The sequence below is a fragment of the Pseudomonas avellanae BPIC 631 genome (assembly GCF_000444135.1).
GTDB classification, from domain to species: domain Bacteria; phylum Pseudomonadota; class Gammaproteobacteria; order Pseudomonadales; family Pseudomonadaceae; genus Aquipseudomonas; species Aquipseudomonas avellanae.
In genome coordinates this window covers 1-22,368 of the sequence record NZ_ATDK01000565.1, presented here as the reverse complement: position 1 = coordinate 22,368, position 22,368 = coordinate 1, and the positions used below count along the sequence as shown (strand labels likewise).

Genomic DNA, 22,368 nt, shown 5'->3' with positions numbered 1-22,368 from the left:
CGCTCTTCCGATCTTTGCGATAGTTCGCGGACAAGCGAAGCGTCGCCCGGTCCGCTCCTGCAGTCGATGTGTTTCCCTGAGTCACAGACGTAAAAAAGCCCCGCCTGTCTGCACAGGCGGGGCTTTTTCATGGGCCGGGATTAAACGAGAGGTTTAGGCTCGGTTTCTTTCTCGGCTTCATGGTGCGCCTGAACTGCAGGTTGCTCAGTTGCCGCTACGTCGGTCTTTTCCTCGGTAGCCTGGGCCGATTCTGCTTGCGCGCTGGCAGCAGTTGTTTCCTGCTGACGGCGTGCTTCTTCTTCGCGCTTGCGGCGACGAACTTCACGTGGATCGTTCGGTGCACGGCCGGTGCTGCTGACCGGTACAGCCGGTGTTTCGACGATCACTGGTTCCTGCTCTGCTGGTGCAGATGCTTGTTCCTCGACAGCGGCTTGAGGCGCGATGTAAGGCGCAGGCTCTTCTTTCACAAACGCAGCAGGCTCAGCAGCAGGTGCCTCGACCGGCGTTGGCAGTTCGGATGATTCAGTGGCTGGCACTTCCTCATGCGCCGCTGCTTCGACCGGCGCTTGTGGCGCAGGTACAGGCGTTGGCGTGAACGGCACGACGCGCTCGGCGTGAGGGGCTTCGAACAGCTCGGTCTGCGCGGCAATAGCCGGGGCTTCGACCGCTGCAGGCTGAACTTCCACTTCCGGAGCAGGCTGGACAACCGGAGCATCGTCTGCAACCGGCGCTTCCACAGCAGGCACTTCGACCGTCTGCTCTGCAGCCGGTGCTTGAGGTGCTGGCGTTTCAACTGCCGATGTTTCAGCTACCGGTGCTTCGACCGTAGGTGCTTCGACAACAGGAGCATGGGCAACAGCAGCCTGTTGCACAGGTTCTGCGACTGGAGCGCTTTCGGTGGTGCTGTTTGCGCGCTCTGCCTGCTGGTGCGCATCGGCTTCGGCAGTGGCGCTGATTACTCCGCCCACTGCTGCAGCGGTGAAGCCCAGGCCCGCCGACAGATCGGTGGCGCTGTTGTCTTCGTCATTAGCGGTTTCTTCAGAGCCGTTTTCTTCCGAACCGTTCTCTTCAGAGCCTTCGATCACGTTGCCGTTGGCATCACGCTGACGCTCGCGACGGTTGCTGCGACGACGCTGACCACGGGAACGGCGGCGAGGACGATCACCTTCGCTGCCATCGTTGCCATCCTGATTGTCGTCGTTGGACTGTTCGTCGTTGAGCAGCACTTCCTCTTCTTCGCTCACGGCAACCGCAGCCTGTTCGGCGCGTGGTTGACGTTCTTCACGAGATGCGCGCGGCTGGCGTTCTTCGCGTGGAGCGCGCTCAGGACGCTCTTCACGAGCCAGGTTCACGGCTGGACCGGCCTGGGCTGTGGTGGCGACTGCGTCCAGAGGTTCGCGCAGTTCACGGACCGGGCGATCTTCACGGGCTTCACGTGGCTTGCGCTCACGGGATGTACGGGCCGGACGTTCTTCGCGTGGCGCTGACTCTTCACGGGCTTCACGAGGCTCGCGAACGGCGCGCTCTTCACGCGGTGCACGTTCTTCGCGCGGTGCGCGTTCTGCACGCTCTTCGCGGGGCGCGCGCTCTTCACGAGGCTTGCGCTCTTCGTCACGACGGTTGTTGCGGCCACGGCTTTGTTGACGACCGTTGCGACGCTCTTCGTTACGGGCCGGGCGCTGTTCGGCAGCAGGTTTTTCAACCACAGCCGGTGCAACAACAGGCTCTTCCTTGGTCGCGAACAGGCTGACCAGCGATTTCACCAGGCCCTTGAACAGGCTTGGCTCGTGAACGACAGGCGCAGGCGTTGGAACAGGCGCTGCGACTTCCACCGGAACAGGTGCGTTGGCACGTGCCGGGGCAGTCTTGACGGCGGCTTCCTGGCGAACGAGAGTGCGTGTTGCTGCGGCCAGTGGGGCAATTTCTTCCACTTCGGCAGCGGCAGCGGCGATCTCGTAGCTGGTCTGGCTGTTGTGCGCTTCCGGGCTGTCGTCACGCAGACGCTGAACCTCGAAGTGCGGCGTTTCGAGCTGGTCGTTCGGCAGAATGATGATGCGCGCACGGGTGCGCAGTTCGATCTTGGTGATCGAGTTGCGCTTCTCGTTGAGCAGGAACGCGGCGACCGGGATCGGCACCTGAGCACGTACTTCTGCAGTACGGTCTTTCAGGGCTTCTTCTTCGATCAGGCGCAGGATGGCCAGCGACAGCGATTCGACGTCACGGATGATGCCGGTGCCGTTGCAGCGTGGGCAGACGATGCCGCTGCTTTCACCCAGCGATGGGCGCAGACGCTGACGGGACATTTCCAGCAGACCGAAGCGCGAGATGCGACCGACCTGAACACGGGCACGGTCGGCTTCGAGGCTTTCGCGGACTTTTTCTTCCACTGCGCGCTGGTTCTTGGCCGGCGTCATGTCGATGAAGTCGATGACGATCAGGCCGCCGATGTCACGCAGACGCAATTGACGGGCGATTTCCTCAGCCGCTTCAAGGTTGGTCTGCAGGGCGGTTTCTTCGATGTCGCTGCCTTTGGTGGCGCGCGCCGAGTTGATGTCGATGGACACCAGGGCTTCGGTCGGATCGATAACGATGGAGCCACCGGAAGGCAGTTCGACAACGCGCTGGAAGGCGGTTTCGATCTGGCTTTCGATCTGGAAACGGTTGAACAGCGGAACGCTGTCTTCGTACAGCTTGATCTTGCTGGCGTACTGCGGCATCACTTGGCGGATGAAGGTCAGGGCTTCTTCCTGGGCTTCGACGCTGTCGATCAGGACTTCGCCGATGTCCTGGCGCAGGTAATCGCGGATGGCGCGGATGATGACGTTGCTTTCCTGGTAGATCAGGAAAGGCGCCGAACGATCCAGGGACGCTTCCTTGATGGCGGTCCACAGTTGCAGCAGGTAATCGAGGTCCCATTGCATTTCTTCGCTGCTGCGGCCAAGGCCGGCAGTGCGAACGATCAGGCCCATGTCGGCTGGAGCGATCAGGCCGTTCAGCGCTTCCCGCAGTTCGTTGCGTTCTTCGCCTTCGATGCGGCGCGAGATGCCACCGGCGCGAGGGTTGTTCGGCATCAGGACCAAGTAACGGCCGGCAAGGCTGATGAAAGTGGTCAGGGCTGCGCCCTTGTTGCCACGTTCTTCTTTCTCGACCTGAACGATGACTTCCTGGCCTTCGCTCAGGACGTCCTTGATGTTGACGCGGCCGTCAGGGGCTTTCTTGAAGTACTCGCGGGAGATTTCCTTGAGGGGCAGAAAGCCGTGGCGCTCAGAGCCGAAATCGACAAAGGCAGCCTCAAGGCTGGGTTCGATACGAGTGATCCGGCCTTTATAGATGTTGGCCTTCTTCTGCTCGCGTGCACCTGACTCGATGTCCAGGTCGTAGAGGCGCTGGCCGTCTACCAGTGCAACACGCAACTCTTCGGGTTGAGTTGCGTTAATCAGCATTCTTTTCATGTAGTACCGTCGGTTTCCGGGCTGCCGGAAACGGCGTTCGGCACACACGACTTCTCACGGTCGGTGTCAGGGCGCGTCAGGAGTGGTTGGCCACTCCAGTGTCTAGCGAGGTCCTCGCCCAGAGGGGGCGGAGGGTCGCGACGACGTTTCCTGCTTGCTGTGGTGGCATAAGACACCCTTTTCAGCAAAAGCTTTGTCAGGAGGAGGAATCGACCATCGGTAGCGGACGAGATGAAGCGTCTAAAACAAGCCTTGTGCTACACAGTCCGATGGTTGTGCGTCTCCACCCTACACGTATCCCTGATAATTCGGGTGCTGCCGCGCGCAGAATCCGCAGCGGGTTGGCATTTACCGCGATCTTCGATAGGGAAGGTCGCGCATCATGGCTTGAGGCGTTGTTCCCGAAGCATTCGCCCGTAGCGTCTGGAAGCGACTGCACTTTGTGAACTGGCCATGAACTGTCCGCACTGGTCGCGAGCTGTCTGCTCTGCGATCAGGCGTGTTTCCGGCCTCATGTCACCTGCGCTTGTTACGTTTCCAGCGTGCTCCGTTGTCACCGAACACTGCGTAGGACGGCCTCCCGTCCTTGTGAATTGCGTTGGTCAGGGCCGGTTGTCAACCGTTGGTCCGCTGTCCGGCCGCTTTTGGCGGCGTTCGCGACTATAGCAGCAATCATTAAGTGCTTCAAATCCATAAAAAATTGTTATGATTTGCCGCATGACGAATATTGCCCCTCCAACCCCCGGCGTTCAGCTGGTTGAGGTTGCGCCGGAACTTGCCGGTCAACGCATCGATAATTTTCTGATCACTTATCTCAAGGGTGTGCCCAAGACCTTGATTTACCGCATTTTGCGCAAAGGCGAAGTGCGTGTGAACAAGGGCCGGATCAAGCCCGAATATAAGTTGCAGGCAGGCGATATCGTGCGCATTCCCCCTGTGCGCGTGCCTGAGCGCGACGAGCCTGTGCCGGTTGCGCAGGCCCTGTTGCAGCGCCTCGAGGCGGCGATTGTCTACGAAGACAAGGCGCTGATCGTGCTCAACAAGCCTGCGGGCATTGCCGTGCACGGTGGCAGCGGCCTCAGTTTCGGCGTGATCGAAGCCTTCCGCCAGTTGCGCCCGGACGCCAAGGAGCTTGAGCTGGTGCATCGCCTCGATCGCGACACCTCGGGCCTGCTGATGATTGCCAAGAAGCGCAGCATGCTGCGTCACCTGCATGAAGCCCTGCGTGGCGACGGCGTCGACAAACGCTACATGGCACTGGTTCGCGGCAACTGGGCCACGGCGCAAAAGCAGGTGCGCGCGCCATTGCTCAAGAGCAACCTGCGCTCCGGCGAGCGGATGGTCGAAGTCAACGAGGAAGGCAAGGAGGCGCTGACGCTCTTCAAGGTGCTGCGTCGTTTCGGCGACTTCGCCACGATGGTCGAGGCCAAGCCGGTGACCGGGCGTACTCACCAGATCCGCGTGCACACGCTGCACGCCGGTCATGCCATCGCGGGCGACACCAAGTACGGTGACGAGAGTTTCAGTCGCGAGATTCGCGATCTGGGCGGCAAGCGCCTGTTTCTGCATGCCTATATGCTGACCGTGCCGATGCCTGATGGCAGCAAATTGAATGTGCAAGCACCCGTCGACGAGATGTGGGCAAAGACAGTGGAGCGTCTGAGTGCAACGTGATTACGATCTGTTGATTTTCGACTGGGACGGCACGCTTGCCGATTCGGTCGGGCGAATTGTTCTGTCCATGCGGGCAGCGGCGGTCGAAGGGGGGGCTTGAGGTCCGCGACGGCTCGGCCATCAAGGGTATTATCGGTCTTGGGTTGCCTGAAGCGATTCGCACCCTTTATCCGCAGATCAGTGACAGCCATCTGGTTGAGTTCCGCCAGCACTATGCTGACAGCTACATGGCGATGGATAACGAGCCTTCGCCCCTGTTCGACGGCGTTGTGGAGTCGATGCTGGCGTTTCGTGAAGACGGCTATCGTCTGGCGGTCGCCACCGGCAAGGCGCGGCGCGGTCTTGATCGGGTGCTGAAAGCCAACGGCTGGCTGGACTATTTTGATATCACGCGGGCCGCCGACGAGACGGCCAGCAAGCCTGATCCATTGATGCTCAACGAGATCATGGCGCACTGTGGCGTGGTGCCGCAGCGTTCGCTGATGATTGGTGATGCATCGTTCGATCTGTTGATGGCACGCAACGCAGGTATGGATTCGGTCGCGGTGGGCTATGGCGCGCAGCCGCTGGACTCATTACGTGAATTCGGTCCGCGTCTGGCCATCGAGCATTTTTCCGAGCTGCGCACCTGGCTGAACAGGCGCAGCGTCTAGTTTTCTGTGAGGGTGAGTGAAGCATGTCTGACGAATGGAAAGCGCCTGTCTCGCAAAAAGCGGACGAGGCCATTGAGAGCAGGGAAGAGGCCAAAAGCTGGAAGCTTCTTGAAAAGACGCTGCTGGCCAGCGTGCAGGAGCAACGACGTGCACGCCGCTGGGGGATTTTCTTCAAGTTGCTGACGGTCGCGTTTCTGTTTGTGGCGATCGTCTTGCCGATGCTGAACTTTGAAGGCGGTGCATCTCGCCGTTCCAGTCACACTGCACTGATCGATGTGCAGGGCGTGATCGCCGACAAGGAATCGGCCAGTGCCGAAAACATTACCACGGCACTGCGCGACGCGTTTGGGGATGAGAAGACCAAAGGTGTGATTCTGCGTATCAACAGCCCCGGCGGCAGCCCTGTGCAGTCAGGCTACGTCTATGACGAGATCCGTCGTCTGCGTGCCGAGAAACCGAATATCAAGGTGTATGCCGTCATTACCGATCTGGGCGCCTCAGGTGCTTATTACATTGCCAGCGCCGCCGATCAGATATATGCCGACAAGGCCAGTCTGGTGGGTTCTATCGGTGTAACGGCAGCCGGTTTCGGCTTTGTCGGCGCCATGGAAAAGCTGGGTGTTGATCGCCGTACCTATACGTCGGGCGAGCACAAGGCGTTTCTAGATCCTTTCCAGCCGCAGAAGGCCGATGAAACGCAGTTCTGGCAGAGCGTGCTGGACACCACTCATCGCCAGTTCATTGCCAGCGTCAAGCAGGGCCGCGGTGATCGCCTGAAAGACAAGGATCATCCAGAGATGTTTTCCGGGTTGATCTGGACCGGCGAGCAGGCCGTGGCGCTGGGTCTGGTCGATGGCCTGGGCAGTGCCAGTTATGTGGCGCGAGAAGTGATCAAAGAGAAGGACATCGTCGAGTACACCGTCGAAGAGTCGCCTTTCGATCGTTTTTCGAAAAAGCTGGGTACCAGTATTGCCGAGCGAATTGCCATGCTTGTCGGCTTTGGTGGGCCAAGCCTGCGCTGATTGTTAGCGAGCTGGACGGAACCCGACCAATGGTCGGGTTCTTTGTCTGCGCTCAAGGGACGCTTACGCCTTCCTTTATTAGCATGTCCACCAGGCGAATCAGTGGCAGGCCGATCAGGCTCGTTGCGTCAGCACCTTCTGTGCTGCGAAACAGGCTGACCCCCAGGCCTTCAGCCTTGAAGCTGCCAGCGCAATCGTAAGGCTCTTCTGCGCGCAGGTAGCGTTCGATGCTGGCCTGGTCGAGTTCGCGCATGTGCACCGTAAAAGGCACGCAGTCCACCTGGCATTCGCCTGTCGAACTATTGAGCAGGGCGAGGCCGGTCAGAAACGTCACGCGGGTGCCGCTGGCGGCGGTCAGTTGTTCCAGGGCTCGCTCGAACGTATGCGGCTTGCCCAGTATCTGTCCGTCGAGCACGGCGACCTGATCGGAACCAATGATCAGATGCCCTGGATACTCGCCTGCGAGTGCCTGGGCTTTCTCGCGGGCAAGACGCTGCACAAGGTCGTGCGCGGCCTCGCCGGGGCGATGGCTTTCATCGATATCCGGCGACTTGCAGGTGAACGGCAGGCGCAGTCGGGTCAGCAGTTCGCGGCGGTAGGGGGAGCTGGAAGCAAGGAGCAGGGATGGCATGCGGTTCTCCGTAGGCTGAGTGTTGATTCTAAAGAGTGGCCAGAGTGACGAACAGACCTGAATTTCCTTTGACATGCCAAGGGGGCATCCCTAGAATGCTGCGCCTATGTTGAATGACCCGATTCCATCTCACGTTGACCCGCGCAAATTGTCTGATCGCGGCACTACCCTTCAGGGTGAAGTGCTGCTGGGCGATTTGAAGAGACTCTGCGACCCGCTTGCCGACACTGTCGGTACGGTGCAGGCGAAATTCATTTTTGAGCGTGACGAACGCCGATCAGTGGTTATCCACAGTTCGATAGACGTCTCGGTCAAGATGGTCTGCCAGCGTTGTCTTGAGCTGGTCACCCTGCCGATCCACAGCGAGTGCAGTTATGCCGTGGTGAAAGAGGGTGCGAACACCCAGTCGTTACCGAAAGGTTATGACGTGCTGGAACTGGGCGAAGATCCTTTGGATCTGCTGGCATTGATCGAGGAGGAGCTATTGCTCGCCTTGCCCATTGTGCCTGCTCATCATCCTGAAGAATGCCAGCAACCGGCGGGTCTCGATGAGCCCGAACCGAGCGTGGACGAGGTAACGCGGTCCAACCCGTTCAGTGTATTGGCGCAGTTAAAGCGTGACCCAAACGTTTAGGAGTTAATCAATTATGGCTGTTCAGCAGAACAAAAAATCCCGCTCTGCCCGTGACATGCGTCGTTCGCACGACGCTCTTGAGGCAAGCACTCTGTCGGTAGAAAAGACCACTGGTGAAATTCACCTGCGTCACCACGTATCGCCAGAAGGCGTATACCGTGGTCGTAAAGTGATCGACAAGGGCGCTGACGAGTAATTTCTTGTCCGCTCCGATCATCGCGATCGACGCAATGGGCGGGGACTTCGGTCCCCGCAACATTGTTCAGGCAAGCCTTGCGTGCCTGACAGCTACACCCTCGCTGCATCTGGTCCTTGTCGGCCAAGCCTCCCTTATTGAAGAACTGATCGCTTCCCATGCTGCTGTGGATCGCTCGCGCCTGCGCGTCGTTAATGCCACTGAAAGCATTGCCATGGACGAGCGTCCGTCTCAGGCCCTGCGTTCCAAATCCGATTCTTCCATGCGCGTTGCCCTTGAACTGGTCGCCAGCGGTCAGGCCCAGGCGTGTGTCAGTGCCGGCAATACCGGTGCGCTGATGGCGCTGTCCCGCTACGTGCTCAAGACCTTGCCCGGAATCGACCGGCCCGCGATGATCGCGGCCATTCCTACCCGGACCGGTCACTGTCAGCTATTGGACCTGGGGGCGAATGTCGATTGCAGCGCCGAGGCGCTCTATCAGTTCGCGGTGATGGGTTCTGTACTGGCCGAGACGCTGGGCGTTACAAAACCCAGGGTTGCCTTGCTCAACGTGGGTACGGAAGACATCAAGGGCAATCAGCAGGTCAAGCTGGCTGCTGGTCTTTTGCAGGCCGCCACCGCGCTCAACTACATTGGCTACGTTGAAGGTGACGGGTTGTATCGCGGGGAGGCAGATGTGGTGGTGTGTGACGGCTTTGTCGGTAACGTGCTGCTCAAGTCGAGCGAAGGTCTGGCAGCGATGATTGCTGCCAGAATCGATGCGTTGTTCAATCGCAACCTGCTGAGCAGGGCGGTCGGAGCGCTGGCTTTGCCATTGCTCAGGCGGCTGCAGACCGATCTGGCGCCTGCCCGCCATAACGGCGCAAGTCTGCTCGGGTTGCAGGGGGTTGTGGTGAAAAGTCATGGCTCTGCCAGTGTTGCAGGCTTTCAGAGTGCGATTCAGCGAGCGATCGTCGAATCACGCGAAGGCCTGCCGCAGCGACTGAAGGGGCGGCTTGAAGCGATGTTCGCGGACGGCCGAACCTGAAAATGTGACGCATCAGACTGGTCAGTCATCCAACCGATCAGTCATGTAAAATCGAATTCCTGCGTTCGGCGTGTCCGGACGCTCATTTTGGCGACAATAATTCAGAGGCTTGTCAAATGTCTGCATCCCTCGCATTCGTCTTTCCGGGTCAAGGATCGCAATCACTCGGCATGCTCGCCGAGCAAGGCGCGCAGCATCCGTTGATTCTCGATACGTTCGAGCAAGCGTCCGAGGCCCTTGGCTACGACCTGTGGGCGTTGACCCAAAGCGGCCCGGCCGAGCTGCTCAATCAGACCGACAAGACCCAGCCTGCCATTCTGACCGCTTCCATCGCCTTGTGGCATGTATGGCTGGCCGAGGGCGGTGCGGTTCCTGCGTTCGTTGCCGGTCACAGCCTGGGTGAATACAGCGCGCTGGTTGCTGCGCAAAGCCTGAGCCTGGCCGATGCCGTGAAGCTCGTCGAGCGTCGCGGCCAGTTGATGCAGGAAGCGGTGCCGGCCGGTCAGGGCGGCATGGCAGCCATTCTGGGTCTTGATGACGCCGACGTCATCGCCGCCTGCGCCGAAGCGGCGCAGGGTGAAGTCGTCAGTGCCGTGAATTTCAACTCGCCGGGTCAGGTGGTCATTGCCGGTTCCGCCGAAGCGGTCAAGCGCGCCATGGAGTTGTGCAAGGCCCGTGGCGCCAAGCGCGCCTTGCCGTTGCCGGTCAGCGTGCCTTCGCATTGCGAGCTGATGCGCCCGGCTGCCGAGCGTTTTGCCGAGTCCATCGAAGCGATTGACTGGCAAGCGCCGGAAATTGCTCTGGTGCAGAACGTCAGCGCCAGCGCTGTCAGCGATCTGGCGACACTCAAGCGCGATTTGCTTGAACAGTTGTACAAGCCGGTACGCTGGGTTGAATCCATTCAATTTCTGGCAAGCCAGGGTGCGACGCAGTTGGTGGAATGCGGCCCTGGTAAAGTGCTGGCAGGTTTGAACAAGCGTTGCGCCGAAGGCGTGATTACTTACAACCTTGACACCCCGGATGCCTTTGCCGCCGCACGCGCGGCACTGGCCTGATTAGGAGACGCCTGTATGAGCCTTCAAGGTAAAGTTGCACTGGTAACCGGTGCCAGTCGCGGTATTGGTCAAGCCATTGCGCTTGAGTTGGGACGCAATGGTGCGGTCGTTGTAGGCACTGCGACCTCCGAGTCCGGCGCCGAGCGCATCAGCGCAACGTTCAAGGAAAACGGCATCGAAGGCTTTGGCCTGATGCTGGATGTCTGCGATGCAGAGTCTGTGAGTTCTGTTCTGTCGACCATTCAGGAGCGCGTAGGCGCACCGTTGATTCTGGTCAATAATGCCGGTATCACCCGTGATAATCTGGTGATGCGCATGAAAGATGACGAATGGTACGATGTCGTCAATACCAACCTGAACAGCCTTTTCCGTCTTTCCAAGGGCGTTCTTCGCGGCATGACCAAAGCGCGTTGGGGACGAATTATCAGCATTGGTTCGGTTGTGGGTGCCATGGGCAACGCCGGTCAAGTAAACTATGCTTCCGCGAAGGCCGGGCTGGAAGGTTTCAGCAGGGCCTTGGCCCGTGAAGTCGGGTCGCGTGCAGTGACCGTGAACTCGGTTGCACCAGGTTTCATCGACACCGACATGACGCGTGAGCTGCCAGAGGCTCAGCGTGAATCACTGATTACCCAGATACCCCTGGGCCGTCTGGGGCAGGCAGAAGAGATTGCACACGTAGTCGCTTTTCTTGCTTCCGAAGGCGCAGGCTACGTTACCGGGGCTACAATCCCGGTCAACGGCGGCATGTACATGAGCTGATGTGGCATCTGTTTCAAAAAAATGTCATACGATTTTGTCTAAAATCCGTTATAAAGCTGCAATCTATGAATGGGTGAAGGTACGGTTGGGCATAAGGGGAGAGCGTTAAGCTTGAAATTCGCAAAACCTCTTCTATACACTTACCCACTGGCCAGATGCCTGAACATTTCCACTAGGAGTTAAAACTAGGTATGAGCACCATCGAAGAGCGCGTCAAGAAAATCGTTGCCGAGCAACTTGGCGTCAAACAAGAAGAGGTTGTCAACACTGCTTCTTTCGTTGAAGACCTGGGCGCTGACTCCCTGGACACCGTTGAGCTGGTAATGGCTCTGGAAGAGGAATTCGAGACCGAAATCCCTGACGAAGAAGCGGAAAAGATCACGACCGTTCAAGCAGCAATCGACTACGTCAACAGCCATCAGGCTTAAGATTTGTAATCGCTGACTGCTGTCACGGGAAAACCGCACTGCTTTAACCGGCGTGCGGTTTTTTCTTTAAAAAACGCTGTGATTGTTCTGTAAACAAGAGAGAAGGAGAGTCCTGTGTCGCGTAGACGCGTCGTGGTCACCGGGATGGGCATGCTTTCGCCACTGGGCAATGACGTGCCCAGCAGTTGGCAAGGCATTCTGGCGGGCCGCAGTGGCATTGGCCTTATCGAGCACACGGACTTGTCAGCCTTCACCACCCGTTTCGGCGGTTCGGTCAAGGGCTTCAATGTCGAAGAATACCTGGCGCCCAAAGAAGCGCGTCGGCTCGATCTCTTCATTCAGTACGGCCTCGCAGCCAGCTTTCAGGCGGTGCGTAATGCCGGCCTTGAAGTCACTGATGCAAACCGTGAGCGCATCGGCGTGGCAATGGGTTCGGGCATCGGTGGTCTGACCAACATCGAAAACAGCAGTCGTCTGCTGCATGAGCAGGGGCCAGGGCGGATTTCTCCGTTTTTTGTGCCAGGCTCGATCATCAACATGATTTCCGGTTTCCTGTCTATCCATCTGGGTGCACAGGGGCCTAACTACGCCATCGCAACAGCGTGCACGACCGCGACTCACTGCATCGGCATGGCGGCGCGCAACATCGCCTACGACGAAGCTGACGTGATGATTGCCGGTGGTGCTGAAATGGCAGCCTGTGGCCTCGGTCTGGGCGGCTTCGGCGCTGCGCGCGCGTTGTCGACCCGCAACGACGACCCCACACGTGCCAGTCGCCCGTGGGACAAAGGCCGTGACGGTTTCGTGCTGTCCGACGGTGCCGGTGCGATGGTGCTTGAAGAACTCGAGCACGCCAAGGCGCGCGGCGCGACCATCTATGCCGAACTGGTCGGGTTTGGCATGAGTGGCGATGCCTATCACATGACCTCCCCGCCTGATGACGGCGCCGGTGCCGCACGCTGCATCGTCAACGCCCTGCGTGATGCCAAGGTCAATGCGGATCAGGTGCAGTATATCAACGCACACGGTACGTCGACTCCTGCCGGCGACCTGGCCGAGGCATCTGCGATCAAGTCCGTGTTCGGCGATCACGCCTACAAGCTGGCGGTCAGCTCGACCAAGTCGATGACCGGCCACTTGCTGGGGGCTGCCGGTGCGGTCGAGGCAATCTTCAGCGTGCTGGCAATGGTTGATCAGGTGGCTCCGCCGACCATCAACCTGGATGAACCGAGCGAAGGCTGCGACCTTGACTTCGTGCCTCACGAAGCGCGCCGGATGCCGATTGATGTGGTTCTGTCGAACTCCTTCGGGTTCGGTGGCACCAATGGCTCGCTGGTGTTTCGTCGGTTCGCCGAGTAATGCTCGCCTGGGTTGATGGCTGCTGCGCAGACACCCTGTCTGTCAAGGACAGGGGGTTGGCGTACGGTGACGGAGTGTTTGAAACCGTCGCCGTCAAGGCCGGTCAGCCATTGCTTCTTGAGCGTCACTTGCAGCGTCTCGAAAACGGCTGCCAGCGCCTGGCGATTGCAATCGATCAGGTGCTGGTCCGCACAGAAATGACCCGTTTCGCCGCCGAGCTTGGCGACGGGGTCATGAAACTGATTCTCACCCGTGGCGACAGCCAGCGCGGTTATGCCCCGGCTCCCGATACCCAACCACGTCGAATTCTGCTGGGCAGCCCCGCACCGGCTTACCCGGTTGCGCATGCCGAGCAGGGCGTGCGCCTGTTTGCCTGCCAGACCCGTCTGGCCGAGCAGCCGTTGCTGGCCGGGCTCAAACACCTGAATCGCCTTGAACAGGTGCTGGCGCGTTCCGAATGGAGCGACAGCGAACACGCCGAGGGGTTGATGTGCGACACCTCCGGGCGGCTGATCGAAGGTGTCTACAGCAACCTGTTTCTGGTCAGCGCCGGGCGCTTGTTGACCGCTGACCTGAGCCGTTGCGGAGTCGCAGGCGTGATGCGCGCCGAGTTGCTCGATCAGGCACGAAAACTGGGTCTGGCTGTCGATATCCGTGACTTGCACTTGTCCGACCTCGAAGCGGCGGACGAAGTGTTTCTGTGCAACAGCGTCTACGGCGTCTGGCCGGTGTGCAGGTTTGCAGTGCTGAACTGGCCGGTTGGTCCGCTCACCCGTAAACTGCAAGGCATCGCTCGCGCCCTTCTGGATATCTGATTCGTGATCCGAAAATTATTGGTGTTGCTGGAAACTGCCATCGTTCTGGCGGTCCTGCTGCTCGGCTTTGCTTTCTGGCAGCAGAAAGAGGCGTTGAACCAGCCGCTCAAGGTGGCTCAGGAGCAATTGCTCGATGTCCCGGCCGGCTCCACGCCAACCGGCGTTCTCAACCGCTTGCAAGCCGATGGTGTGATCAAGGACGCCTTATGGCTGCGCCTTTACTGGCGTTTCAACCTTTCCGGACAACCCCTGCACAGTGGTGAATACCGCATGGTGCCGGGCATGGACGTCAACGCACTGTTCGATGTCTGGAAGCGCAAGGAGGTCGTGCAGTACAGCCTGACGCTGGTTGAAGGCTGGAATTTCCGTCAGGTTCGCGCTGCGCTGGCCAAACAGGCCAAGCTCGATCAAACGCTCGCGGGGCTGTCCGACAGTGAGTTGATGGCGAAAATCGGTCATCCCGATGTGTTCCCCGAAGGCCGCTTCTTCCCCGACACCTATCGCTACGTGCGCGGCATGACCGATGCCGAACTGCTCAAGCAGGCCTATAACCGCCTGGAAGAAGTGCTGGATGAGGAGTGGCAGGCCAGGTCGTCAGAAGCGCCTTATTCCAACCCTTATCAAGCCCTGATCATGGCGTCGATGGTCGAGAAGGAAACCGGTGTGCCTCAGGAGCGCGGGCAGATTGCAGGCGTGTTCGTGCGTCGTTTGAAGCTGGGCATGCAATTGCAGACCGACCCGACCGTGATCTATGGCATGGGCGAGCGCTACAACGGCAAGTTGACCCGCGCCAATCTCAGAGAGCCCACGCCCTACAATACCTACGTGATAGCCGGTATGCCGCCGACACCGATTTCGCTGGTGGGGCGCGAGGCTATTCATGCGGCGCTCAACCCGGTGGCGGGCAGCAGCCTGTATTTCGTCGCCAAGGGCGACGGTAGCCATGTGTTTTCTGACGATCTGGATGCGCACAATTCGGCTGTGCGGGATTACCAGCTCAAGCGCCGTGCCGATTACCGCTCGAGCCCCGTGCCTGCTGCGGCACCGGCACCGGCACCGGCCGCCGATTCGCCTGCTTCACCACCCGAGCCCGTGACTGCACCGGATGCCCCGCAGTCCGAGCCGGATACGCAATGATGATGACTAAGGATGACCTGTGACTGGCTTGTTTATCACTCTTGAAGGTCCGGAAGGTGCAGGCAAAAGCACCAATCGCGACTATCTGGCGACGCAACTGCGAGCGCAGGGTGTCCAGGTACTGTTGACCCGCGAGCCGGGCGGTACGCCGCTGGCCGAGCGTATTCGTGAGCTGTTGCTGGCTCCCAGCGATGAGAGCATGAGCGCAGACACCGAGCTGTTGCTGGTGTTCGCTGCGCGTGCACAACATCTGGCTGAGGTCATCCGTCCCGCGCTGGCGCGTGGCGAAGTGGTGCTGTGTGACCGGTTCACCGATGCAACCTACGCCTACCAAGGGGGCGGGCGTGGCCTGTCTCACGAGCGTATCGCAGCGCTGGAGCAGTTTGTTCAAGGCGACCTGCGCCCGGACCTGACGCTGGTGTTCGATCTGCCGGTGGAAATCGGCTTGTCACGTGCTGCGGCACGGGGGCGGCTGGATCGTTTCGAGCAGGAAGGCCGGGCTTTCTTCGACGCTGTGCGCAGTACCTACCTGAATCGTGCGAAGGCTGAACCCGCGCGCTATCGCCTGGTGGATGCCGCGCAGAGTCTGGCTGACGTGCAGGCTTCTCTCGATAAGCTGCTGCCTGAGTTGCTGGAGCTGCAACGTGGCTGAGGCCTACCCCTGGCAGGAATCACTCTGGCAGCAGATGGCCGGTCGTGCGCAGCACGCTCACGCCTATCTGTTGCATGGCCCGGCAGGTATCGGCAAAAGGGCATTGGCCGAGCGCCTGATGGCCAGCTTGCTGTGCAGGGCACCCGAAGGGCTTGAGGCCTGCGGGCATTGCAAGTCGTGCCTGTTGCTGATGGCCGGCAGCCACCCGGACAATTACGTGCTGGAGCCAGAAGAGGCCGATAAGCCGATCAAGGTCGATCAGGTGCGTGATCTGGTCAGCTTTGTCGTGCAGACCGCACAGATGGGCGGGCGCAAGGTGGTGCTCGTCGAACCGGTGGAGGCGATGAACGTCAATGCCGCCAACGCCCTGCTGAAAAGCCTCGAAGAGCCGTCGGGCAATACCGTCCTGCTGCTGGTCAGCCATCAGCCAAGCCGCTTGTTGCCCACCGTCAAAAGTCGCTGTGTGCAGCAAGCCTGCCCGCTGCCCGGCGAGCAGATGAGCCTGGACTGGCTGAGCGGCGCCTTGCCTGATTGCACAGCCGAAGACCGCTTTGAACTGCTGACACTGGCCGCCGGTTCGCCGCTGTTGGCGGTGTCGCTTCATGCTCAAGGCGTTCGCGAACAGCGTGCGCTGGTGGTGGAGGGGGTCAAGAAGCTGCTCAAGCAGCAACAATCGGCGACCCAATTGGCCGAAGGCTGGAAGGACATTCCGCTGTTGCTGCTGTTTGACTGGTTCTGCGACTGGTCGCATTTGATCCTGCGCTATCAGATGACGCAGGATGAAGAGGGCCTTGGTCTGGGTGACATGCGCAAGGTTGTGCAATACCTTGCGCAGAAGTCGACACGCGGCAAGGTGCTGGATATTCAGGACTGGGTGTTGGCGCAACGACAGAAAGTCATGTCCAAGGCCAACCTTAACCGGGTATTGCTGCTCGAAGCATTGCTGGTGCAATGGGCAGGTTTGCCGGGACAGGCGTAGACTCTGCAGTATTCGGAACCGTTGAGGTGTTGTCATGAGTTTGCCGCTGAGCACAGGTCCACGTAATGGCATTCTGTCCCTGACCATTAAGGACAAATCCGTGCTGTACGCCGCCTATATGCCGTTCATCAGAAATGGCGGGCTGTTCATCCCCACCAGCAAAAGCTACAAGCTGGGCGATGAGGTGTTCATGCTGCTCAACCTGATGGACGAGCCGGAGAAGGTTCCGGTAGCCGGGCGCGTCACCTGGATCACGCCCAAGGGCGCACAGGGCAACCGCACCGCTGGCGTCGGCGTGCAGTTCAATGACGGCGACAACACCGCACGCAACCTGATCGAAACTCACCTGGTCGGTGCTCTCAAGTCCGATCGCCCCACCCACACGATGTAGTTGTTTTTCAGCCCATGCTTGTAGATTCACATTGTCACCTCGATCGTCTCGATCTCACCCAGCACGACGGCTCCCTGAATGCAGCCCTTGAGGCAGCGCGGGGTAGAGGTGTCGGGCATTTTCTGTGCATCGGCGTCAGTGCCGACAACGCCGGTGCGGTCAAGGCGCTTGCCGATCGCTATGCCGATGTCGACTGCTCGGTCGGCATTCATCCGCTGGACGTGAAACCCGGTGAGATGCCGCCGCTGGACTGGTTGCTCAAGGAGCTGGACCACCCGCGTGTGGTGGCCATTGGTGAAACCGGTCTGGACTACCACTACGAGCCCGAAGCCGCCGAGCTGCAGCAGGCGTCTTTTCGCGTGCACCTTGAAGCGGCCAGCGTGACCGGCAAGCCGGTGATCATCCATACCCGTGGCGCGCGCGCCGATACATTGAGCCTGCTGCGAGAAGCGGCGTTGCCCCAGGCAGGCGTGCTGCATTGTTTCACCGAAGACTGGGAAATGGCCAAGGCCGCGCTGGACATGGGCTATTACATCTCGCTTTCCGGCATCGTCACCTTTCGCAATGCCGATGCCCTGCGTGACGTGGCCAGGCAGGTGCCTGCCGATCGCCTGCTGGTCGAGACAGACTCTCCGTATCTCGCCCCGATCCCTTATCGGGGCAAGCCGAATCTGCCGCAATACGTGCGTGAAGTGGCTGAGTTTCTGGCAATGCTGCGCGGCGAAAGCTATGAGCGTTTCGCCGAACAGACCACCGCCAACTTCGCCCGGCTGTTCCCGTTGGCGCACCTTCAGCGCTGATTGCCCCACAGCGGCTAAATCGCAGGCAAAAAAAACCCGGATTCTGGGGGGGTGAAGCCGGGTTAAGACCATTAGGAGTAAAACAAAGGTGCGCTGATCCATTGGCACCTCCACCGGCGAGTCATTTGGGGGATATGACCCGTCAGCGTTTACAAGTATTGCTCAGGACGGCCCGTCGTCCAGTGTCTTTTGGTCGTTTTTTAAACAGTTTTGGAATACCAAAGCGCTTCTTGAGTCCTAGAAAAGCACATGCGCGTCTTGAGAGCGCGCAGCGAGGGATTCGGTGCGCCAGGGGTTTTCAGCGTTTGTCCGGAGTTGTCAGGTGGAGTTTTCCAACGGTTTTCTGTTGAGTCTGTCGTTATGCCTGGACATAGGTCTGGCCAATATCGCCATGATCACGCTGTCGATGCAGCGCGGTTTTTCCAAGGGCCTGTGGCTGGGGCTGGGGACCTGCGTCGGTGATCTGGCGTATGCGATTCTGGCCATGCTCGGCATGGCGGTGCTGCTCCAGTATGAAGCCGTGCGCTACGTACTCTGGCTGGGCGGAACTGCGGTGCTGGCCTGGTTTTGTTTCAAGATGGTCATGAGCGCCACCACGGTCAGTGCCGGTCTCGATAATCAGGATGTCCAGTCGGAAAAATCCAGCCTTTCGCTGTTTCTGCGCGGGATCTTTCTGGCGATGTCGTCACCCAGCGCCATCCTCTGGTTCGCGGCCGTCGGCGGTGCGCTCATCGCCCGGCAAGGCTCTGATCTGCTCAGCGCCTCGACCTTTCTCGCCGGGTTTGTTGCCGCAGGCGTCGTCTGGTCGATCTCGCTGTGCGCGCTGGCTCATCAAGGCGGGCGTTTTATGGGTGAAAAGATGTTGCGCTGGTCCTACATTGCCTCGGCGCTGATTTTTGCCTACTTCACGCTCTATGTCGTGGTCAGCGGATACCTGGAATTTGTCGCCGTCTCACCTGCGTTGCCCGCTTCGTAGGAAGGCGTCGATTTGCGTCCTGATTCGTTCGTATAGGTCGATCAGGATGGATGATCCGTGCAATTTAGCGCCGATTGGGCATAATACCCGGCTTCGATTTCGATCCTGACAGACCTCCTTATGCAGAAAGAACCTCGTAAGGTCCGTGAATTTCGCCGCCGTGAGCAGGAAATTCTCGACACCGCGCTCAAGCTGTTCCTGGAGCAGGGCGAAGACAGCGTCACTGTCGAAATGATTGCGGACGCCGTCGGTATTGGCAAAGGCACCATCTACAAGCACTTCAAGTCCAAGGCGGAAATCTACCTGCGCCTGATGCTCGACTACGAGCGGGATTTGAATGAGCTGCTGCATTCTGCCGATGTCGACAAGGACAAAGAGGCGCTTTCGCGTGCCTACTTCGAATTTCGCATGCGTGATCCTCAGCGCTACCGCCTGTTTGATCGCCTGGAAGAAAAGGTCGTCAAGGGCAATCAGGTGCCTGAGCTGGTCGAGGAGCTGCACAAGATCCGCGCCTCCAACTTCGAGCACCTGACGCTGCTGATCAAAGGCCGCATTACCGAAGGCAAGCTTGAAGACGTTCCGCCTTACTATCACTACTGTGCCGCCTGGGCGCTGGTGCACGGCGCCGTTGCGCTGTACCACTCGCCGTTCTGGAGCAACGTGCTGGAAGACCAGGAAGGCTTCTTCAACTTCCTCATGGACATCGGCGTACGCATGGGCAACAAGCGCAAGCGCGACACCGACGTCCCGGCAGACCCCAAGCCTGACCCAGCCATCAAATAAAGCGTCAGCCTGGTCCATGGCACCTGCTTCCAGGCTTTGCTGCTGGCCGCGTCAGAGATGGCGCGGAAGCTGCATCCGACGACCATTCGCCGGTTTTCCGTCACCGGCATCTGGGAGGGGATGATGCGTAGCCTGATTCTGCTGCTCACGCTTTTGGCGTTGAGCGGCTGCATGAAAGTCAGTGACATGGGTGAAGGTGTTCGCGAGCAATTCAGCGACGCAGGTCTGCTCGACCACAGCAGTACCCGCCGCACTGCCAACTGGCGCGTGCAGCCTGACTCGTTCATCTACATCGCCCAAGGCGCCTTCGTGCCGCCTGGCAGGGCTTACCCGCGCCCTAACGTGGTGGCTGAAGAAGCGTTCAAAGGCTTTATCGAATACTTCCCGATGGTCCGTCGCGCCCGTGCGCCGCTGGGGCTGGATGAGGCCATGGTCGAGGCGCGCAGTGCCGGCGCGCATTATTTGCTCTACACCCGTTTCGCCAAGGCTGACGATCGCATCGGTAACGGGGATCAGTGGTCCGACCAGGAAGCGGTGGATCGCCTGGGCGTCGATAGCGGTGTCATTCAACTGATGCTGATCGAGACCAGCACCCGCTATCTCATCGACAGCGCGCGCATTCGCAGCCGTGGCGGATTGCTGACGCTTTATGACACAAGCCCCGAAGATTTGCTCGGCCCGCCACTTGAGGACTACGCTCGTACCTTGTTAGGCGTCGAACGTTAAGCCCCGTCAAGGAGTAAGAATGACCGAATCAGGCAAGGCAGGTGATCTGTTTGCGCAGATCCCCAAAACCAAGGGGTTGCCGCCTGTGCATCTGTGGAACCCGGATTTCTGTGGCGATATCGACATGCGTATCGCCCGCGACGGCACCTGGTACTACCAGGGCACGCCGATCGGTCGCAAGCCGATGGTCAGGCTGTTCTCCACCATCATGCGTCGCGACGGCGATGACTATTTCCTGATTACCCCGGTGGAAAAGGTCGGCATCAAGGTCGATGACGCGCCGTTTGTTGCGGTCAGCCTTGAGGTGCAGGGCGAGGGGGAAGGGCAGGTGCTGCGTTTTTCGACCAATGTCGAGGACCACGCCGAGGCCGGGCCGGATCATCTGTTGCGGGTGCTTATCGACCCCGACACTCAGGAACCGGCACCTTATATCCATGTGCGCAACAACCTTGAAGCGCTGATTCATCGCAACGTTTTCTATCAGATGGTCGAGCTGGCCGTCTCCCGTGAACTCGACGGGCAGCAGTGGCTGGGCGTCTGGAGTCATGGCGTATTCTTTCCAATAGGTCTTGAGCCTTGAAATACACGGCTTTTTATTCGCTTGAATTGCCTGTTGGCAGTGCGGCAGTTAAAGTGCCGCTCCCTGATTTTCCTGAGGTTTTTGCATGAGCCAGTCCTTTGATATCGCCGTAGTCGGCGCGACCGGTACTGTCGGCGAAACCGTTGTTCAGGTTCTGGAAGAACGTCATTTTCCGGTGGGCAATCTGCACCTGCTGGCGAGTATCGAATCAGCCGGCCATTCGGTGCCGTTTCGCGGCAAGAACGTGCGCGTGCGTGAAGTCGATGAATTCGACTTCAGCCAGGTCCGGCTGGCATTTTTTGCCGCAGGCCCGGCCATCAGCCGCAGCTACGCTGAAAAGGCGATCGCGGCAGGCTGCTCGGTAGTCGACCTCTCGGGCGCATTCCCGTCCGTGCAGGCACTCAATGTCGTGCCGGAAATCAATGCTACGCTTTTGGACACTTGCGGCGGCGCGCCCCGCCTGGTTGCCAGCCCGAGTGCGTCTGCCACGGCGGTTGCATTGGCGCTGGCCCCATTGCGCGCGCTGCTCGATATTCAGTCTGTAGCGGTAACGGCCTGCCTGGCAGTGTCTGCGTTGGGGCGTGAAGGTGTCAGTGAGCTGGCGCGTCAGACCACTGAACTGCTGAACGTGCGCCCGTTGGAAACCCGCTTTTTTGATCGCCAAATGGCCTTCAACGTACTCGCCCAAGTGGGCAAACCGGATGAGTCGGGTCATTTGTCGCTGGAAAAACGTCTGGTTGACGAGTTACGCGAACTGTTGGCGCTGCCTTCGCTCAAAGTATCGGCCACCTGTATTCAGGTGCCGGTTTTCTTTGGTGACAGTTTCACGGTAGCGCTGCGCACTGCCGGGCCGGTTGACGTGGTGGCAGTCAACGCCGCGCTTGAGTCCGCTGCCGGGATCGAGCTGGTCGATGCGGGTGATTACCCGACGCCGGTTGGCGATGCAGTCGGTCAGGATGTGGTCTACGTCGGGCGGGTCCGGGCCGGAACAGATGATCCTGAGCAACTCAATTTGTGGCTGACCTGCGACAACGTGCGCAAAGGCGCGGCGCTCAATGCTGTGCAGGTTGGCGAATTGTTGATAAAAGACTATGTGTAAAAGATACTTGGCAACAATTTGAATGATTGTTTAAGCGGCGACACGCCTTACACCCAAATGCAGGACTACCTCTCCGGATGTCGGGGAATCTTTAAACAAGGGATGGGCTATGGTTCAGGTTCGTAAACTGGTATTAGCAATCGCTGCGGCTTCAGCGCTGTCATCGGGTATGGCGCAGGCGCTGGGGCTCGGGGAATTGTCGGTCAAGTCGACCCTGAATCAGCCATTGGTAGCGGAAATCGAGTTGACCGATGCGCAGGGGCTCAACGCAGCGCAAGTTGTGCCGAGCCTTGCAACCACGGCCGATTTTGCGCAGTTGGGTGTCTCCCGCCAGGAACTGCTTAACGACCTGACGTTCACCCCGGTGATCAACCCCAACGGCAGAAGCGTCTTGCGGATTACGTCCAGCAAGCCTGTGCGCGTCCCTTATGTGAAGTTTCTGGTTCAAGTGCTCTGGCCCAATGGCCGGTTGGTGCGTGACTACAGCCTTCTGCTCGACCCGCCGAAGTATTCGCCTGAAGCCGCTGCAGCGGCAGCCGC

The 22,368-nt window shown here is 59.4% G+C and carries 23 protein-coding genes and 1 pseudogene; 22 read left to right on the top strand and 2 right to left on the bottom strand.

Annotated elements, in window-relative coordinates; translation table 11 throughout:
* Positions 1-140 precede the first annotated feature (140 nt).
* Positions 141-3,443: a ribonuclease E gene (gene rne, locus DW49_RS0125795; RefSeq protein ID WP_005619730.1), complete on the bottom strand. Its 3,303-nt coding sequence runs from the start codon at positions 3,441-3,443 to the stop codon at positions 141-143.
* A gap of 726 nt (positions 3,444-4,169) precedes the next feature.
* Between rne and rluC the strand changes: the two genes are divergently transcribed.
* The 3 genes and pseudogenes from rluC to DW49_RS0125780 all read left to right on the top strand — a co-directional run bounded on the left by rluC (position 4,170) and on the right by DW49_RS0125780 (position 6,801).
* Positions 4,170-5,126, top strand: coding sequence for a 23S rRNA pseudouridine(955/2504/2580) synthase RluC (gene rluC / locus DW49_RS0125790; RefSeq protein ID WP_005619727.1), 957 nt, complete (start codon positions 4,170-4,172; stop codon positions 5,124-5,126).
* Positions 5,116-5,779, top strand: a pseudogene (locus tag DW49_RS01000000128945) (HAD-IA family hydrolase). The gene rluC and the pseudogene DW49_RS01000000128945 overlap by 11 nt, the downstream one beginning before the upstream one ends.
* Before the next feature lie 23 nt (positions 5,780-5,802).
* Positions 5,803-6,801, top strand: a complete 999-nt coding sequence (locus DW49_RS0125780) for a S49 family peptidase (RefSeq protein WP_005619723.1) — start codon at positions 5,803-5,805, stop codon at positions 6,799-6,801.
* A gap of 52 nt (positions 6,802-6,853) precedes the next feature.
* Here the strand turns inward: DW49_RS0125780 and DW49_RS0125775 are convergent, their stop codons facing one another.
* A complete protein-coding gene (locus tag DW49_RS0125775; RefSeq protein WP_005619722.1) occupies positions 6,854-7,432 on the bottom strand; it encodes a Maf family protein in 579 nt (192 codons plus the stop codon).
* Positions 7,433-7,538: 106 nt separating this feature from the next.
* On the opposite strand from DW49_RS0125775, the gene DW49_RS0125770 reads away from it, so the two are divergent.
* The 19 genes from DW49_RS0125770 to DW49_RS01000000128940 all read left to right on the top strand — a co-directional run.
* Positions 7,539-8,066, top strand: coding sequence for a YceD family protein (locus DW49_RS0125770; protein ID WP_003381104.1), 528 nt, complete (start codon positions 7,539-7,541; stop codon positions 8,064-8,066).
* A gap of 13 nt (positions 8,067-8,079) precedes the next feature.
* The gene (gene rpmF / locus DW49_RS0125765; RefSeq protein ID WP_002552688.1) at positions 8,080-8,262 is read left to right on the top strand and encodes a 50S ribosomal protein L32; all 183 of its coding nucleotides are present in this window, start codon (positions 8,080-8,082) and stop codon (positions 8,260-8,262) included.
* A 4-nt stretch (positions 8,263-8,266) separates the two neighbouring features.
* Positions 8,267-9,289 (top strand): phosphate acyltransferase PlsX, encoded by a 1,023-nt coding sequence (plsX, locus tag DW49_RS0125760; RefSeq protein WP_024421530.1) that lies wholly within the window; start codon positions 8,267-8,269, stop codon positions 9,287-9,289.
* Positions 9,290-9,405: 116 nt separating this feature from the next.
* Positions 9,406-10,344 carry an ACP S-malonyltransferase gene (gene fabD / locus DW49_RS0125755; protein ID WP_017698528.1) on the top strand — a complete coding sequence of 313 codons (939 nt, stop codon included), beginning with the start codon at positions 9,406-9,408 and terminating at the stop codon, positions 10,342-10,344.
* A gap of 15 nt (positions 10,345-10,359) precedes the next feature.
* Complete coding sequence (gene fabG, locus DW49_RS0125750) at positions 10,360-11,103, top strand: 3-oxoacyl-ACP reductase FabG (RefSeq protein ID WP_003381098.1); 744 nt, start codon at positions 10,360-10,362, stop codon at positions 11,101-11,103.
* A 191-nt stretch (positions 11,104-11,294) separates the two neighbouring features.
* Entirely contained in the window at positions 11,295-11,531 is a 237-nt protein-coding gene (acpP, locus tag DW49_RS0125745) for an acyl carrier protein (protein WP_005619712.1), read from the top strand.
* Between the two features lie 114 nt (positions 11,532-11,645).
* Positions 11,646-12,890, top strand: a complete 1,245-nt coding sequence (fabF, locus tag DW49_RS0125740; RefSeq protein WP_003381094.1) for a beta-ketoacyl-ACP synthase II — start codon at positions 11,646-11,648, stop codon at positions 12,888-12,890.
* Entirely contained in the window at positions 12,890-13,705 is an 816-nt protein-coding gene (gene pabC / locus DW49_RS0125735) for an aminodeoxychorismate lyase (RefSeq protein ID WP_024420225.1), read from the top strand. The genes fabF and pabC overlap by 1 nt, the downstream gene beginning before the upstream one ends.
* A gap of 3 nt (positions 13,706-13,708) precedes the next feature.
* The gene (mltG, locus tag DW49_RS0125730) at positions 13,709-14,842 is read left to right on the top strand and encodes an endolytic transglycosylase MltG (protein WP_024421529.1); all 1,134 of its coding nucleotides are present in this window, start codon (positions 13,709-13,711) and stop codon (positions 14,840-14,842) included.
* Positions 14,843-14,861: 19 nt separating this feature from the next.
* A complete protein-coding gene (gene tmk, locus DW49_RS0125725) occupies positions 14,862-15,494 on the top strand; it encodes a dTMP kinase (protein WP_005619707.1) in 633 nt (210 codons plus the stop codon).
* Positions 15,487-16,473 (top strand): DNA polymerase III subunit delta', encoded by a 987-nt coding sequence (locus DW49_RS0125720; protein WP_005619705.1) that lies wholly within the window; start codon positions 15,487-15,489, stop codon positions 16,471-16,473. Before tmk ends, DW49_RS0125720 begins: the two co-directional genes overlap by 8 nt.
* A gap of 34 nt (positions 16,474-16,507) precedes the next feature.
* Positions 16,508-16,864, top strand: a complete 357-nt coding sequence (locus DW49_RS0125715) for a PilZ domain-containing protein (protein ID WP_003381088.1) — start codon at positions 16,508-16,510, stop codon at positions 16,862-16,864.
* Between the two features lie 14 nt (positions 16,865-16,878).
* Complete coding sequence (locus DW49_RS0125710) at positions 16,879-17,664, top strand: TatD family hydrolase (RefSeq protein WP_024420223.1); 786 nt, start codon at positions 16,879-16,881, stop codon at positions 17,662-17,664.
* Positions 17,665-17,986: 322 nt separating this feature from the next.
* Entirely contained in the window at positions 17,987-18,640 is a 654-nt protein-coding gene (locus tag DW49_RS0125705) for a LysE family translocator (protein ID WP_005619701.1), read from the top strand.
* 120 nt (positions 18,641-18,760) lie between these two features.
* Entirely contained in the window at positions 18,761-19,423 is a 663-nt protein-coding gene (locus tag DW49_RS0125700; protein ID WP_003381084.1) for a TetR/AcrR family transcriptional regulator, read from the top strand.
* Between the two features lie 123 nt (positions 19,424-19,546).
* A complete protein-coding gene (locus DW49_RS0125695; RefSeq protein WP_003381081.1) occupies positions 19,547-20,149 on the top strand; it encodes a DUF4823 domain-containing protein in 603 nt (200 codons plus the stop codon).
* A gap of 19 nt (positions 20,150-20,168) precedes the next feature.
* Entirely contained in the window at positions 20,169-20,729 is a 561-nt protein-coding gene (locus DW49_RS0125690) for a DUF1285 domain-containing protein (RefSeq protein ID WP_005619697.1), read from the top strand.
* An 85-nt stretch (positions 20,730-20,814) separates the two neighbouring features.
* Positions 20,815-21,828 carry an aspartate-semialdehyde dehydrogenase gene (locus DW49_RS0125685; protein ID WP_024420222.1) on the top strand — a complete coding sequence of 338 codons (1,014 nt, stop codon included), beginning with the start codon at positions 20,815-20,817 and terminating at the stop codon, positions 21,826-21,828.
* Positions 21,829-21,937: 109 nt separating this feature from the next.
* Positions 21,938-22,368, top strand: a 431-nt coding sequence (locus DW49_RS01000000128940; protein ID WP_032617745.1) for a type IV pilus assembly protein FimV, incomplete at its 3' end; no start/stop codon positions are given.

What these genes read in the sequence shown, in the direction of transcription:
- rpmF (WP_002552688.1), top strand. Translation starts at nt 8,080, where the DNA reads ATGGCTGTTCAGCAGAACAAAAAATCCCGCTCTGCCCGTGACATGCGT.
- pabC (WP_024420225.1), top strand. Translation starts at nt 12,890, where the DNA reads ATGCTCGCCTGGGTTGATGGCTGCTGCGCAGACACCCTGTCTGTCAAG.
- acpP (WP_005619712.1), top strand. Translation starts at nt 11,295, where the DNA reads ATGAGCACCATCGAAGAGCGCGTCAAGAAAATCGTTGCCGAGCAACTT.
- DW49_RS0125700 (WP_003381084.1), top strand. Translation starts at nt 18,761, where the DNA reads ATGCAGAAAGAACCTCGTAAGGTCCGTGAATTTCGCCGCCGTGAGCAG.
- DW49_RS0125695 (WP_003381081.1), top strand. Translation starts at nt 19,547, where the DNA reads ATGCGTAGCCTGATTCTGCTGCTCACGCTTTTGGCGTTGAGCGGCTGC.
- fabD (WP_017698528.1), top strand. Translation starts at nt 9,406, where the DNA reads ATGTCTGCATCCCTCGCATTCGTCTTTCCGGGTCAAGGATCGCAATCA.
- DW49_RS0125685 (WP_024420222.1), top strand. Translation starts at nt 20,815, where the DNA reads ATGAGCCAGTCCTTTGATATCGCCGTAGTCGGCGCGACCGGTACTGTC.
- DW49_RS0125770 (WP_003381104.1), top strand. Translation starts at nt 7,539, where the DNA reads ATGTTGAATGACCCGATTCCATCTCACGTTGACCCGCGCAAATTGTCT.
- rne (WP_005619730.1), bottom strand. Translation starts at nt 3,443, where the DNA reads ATGCTGATTAACGCAACTCAACCCGAAGAGTTGCGTGTTGCACTGGTA.
- DW49_RS0125710 (WP_024420223.1), top strand. Translation starts at nt 16,879, where the DNA reads ATGCTTGTAGATTCACATTGTCACCTCGATCGTCTCGATCTCACCCAG.
- DW49_RS0125780 (WP_005619723.1), top strand. Translation starts at nt 5,803, where the DNA reads ATGTCTGACGAATGGAAAGCGCCTGTCTCGCAAAAAGCGGACGAGGCC.
- DW49_RS0125715 (WP_003381088.1), top strand. Translation starts at nt 16,508, where the DNA reads ATGAGTTTGCCGCTGAGCACAGGTCCACGTAATGGCATTCTGTCCCTG.
- rluC (WP_005619727.1), top strand. Translation starts at nt 4,170, where the DNA reads ATGACGAATATTGCCCCTCCAACCCCCGGCGTTCAGCTGGTTGAGGTT.
- fabG (WP_003381098.1), top strand. Translation starts at nt 10,360, where the DNA reads ATGAGCCTTCAAGGTAAAGTTGCACTGGTAACCGGTGCCAGTCGCGGT.
- DW49_RS0125690 (WP_005619697.1), top strand. Translation starts at nt 20,169, where the DNA reads ATGACCGAATCAGGCAAGGCAGGTGATCTGTTTGCGCAGATCCCCAAA.
- DW49_RS0125775 (WP_005619722.1), bottom strand. Translation starts at nt 7,432, where the DNA reads ATGCCATCCCTGCTCCTTGCTTCCAGCTCCCCCTACCGCCGCGAACTG.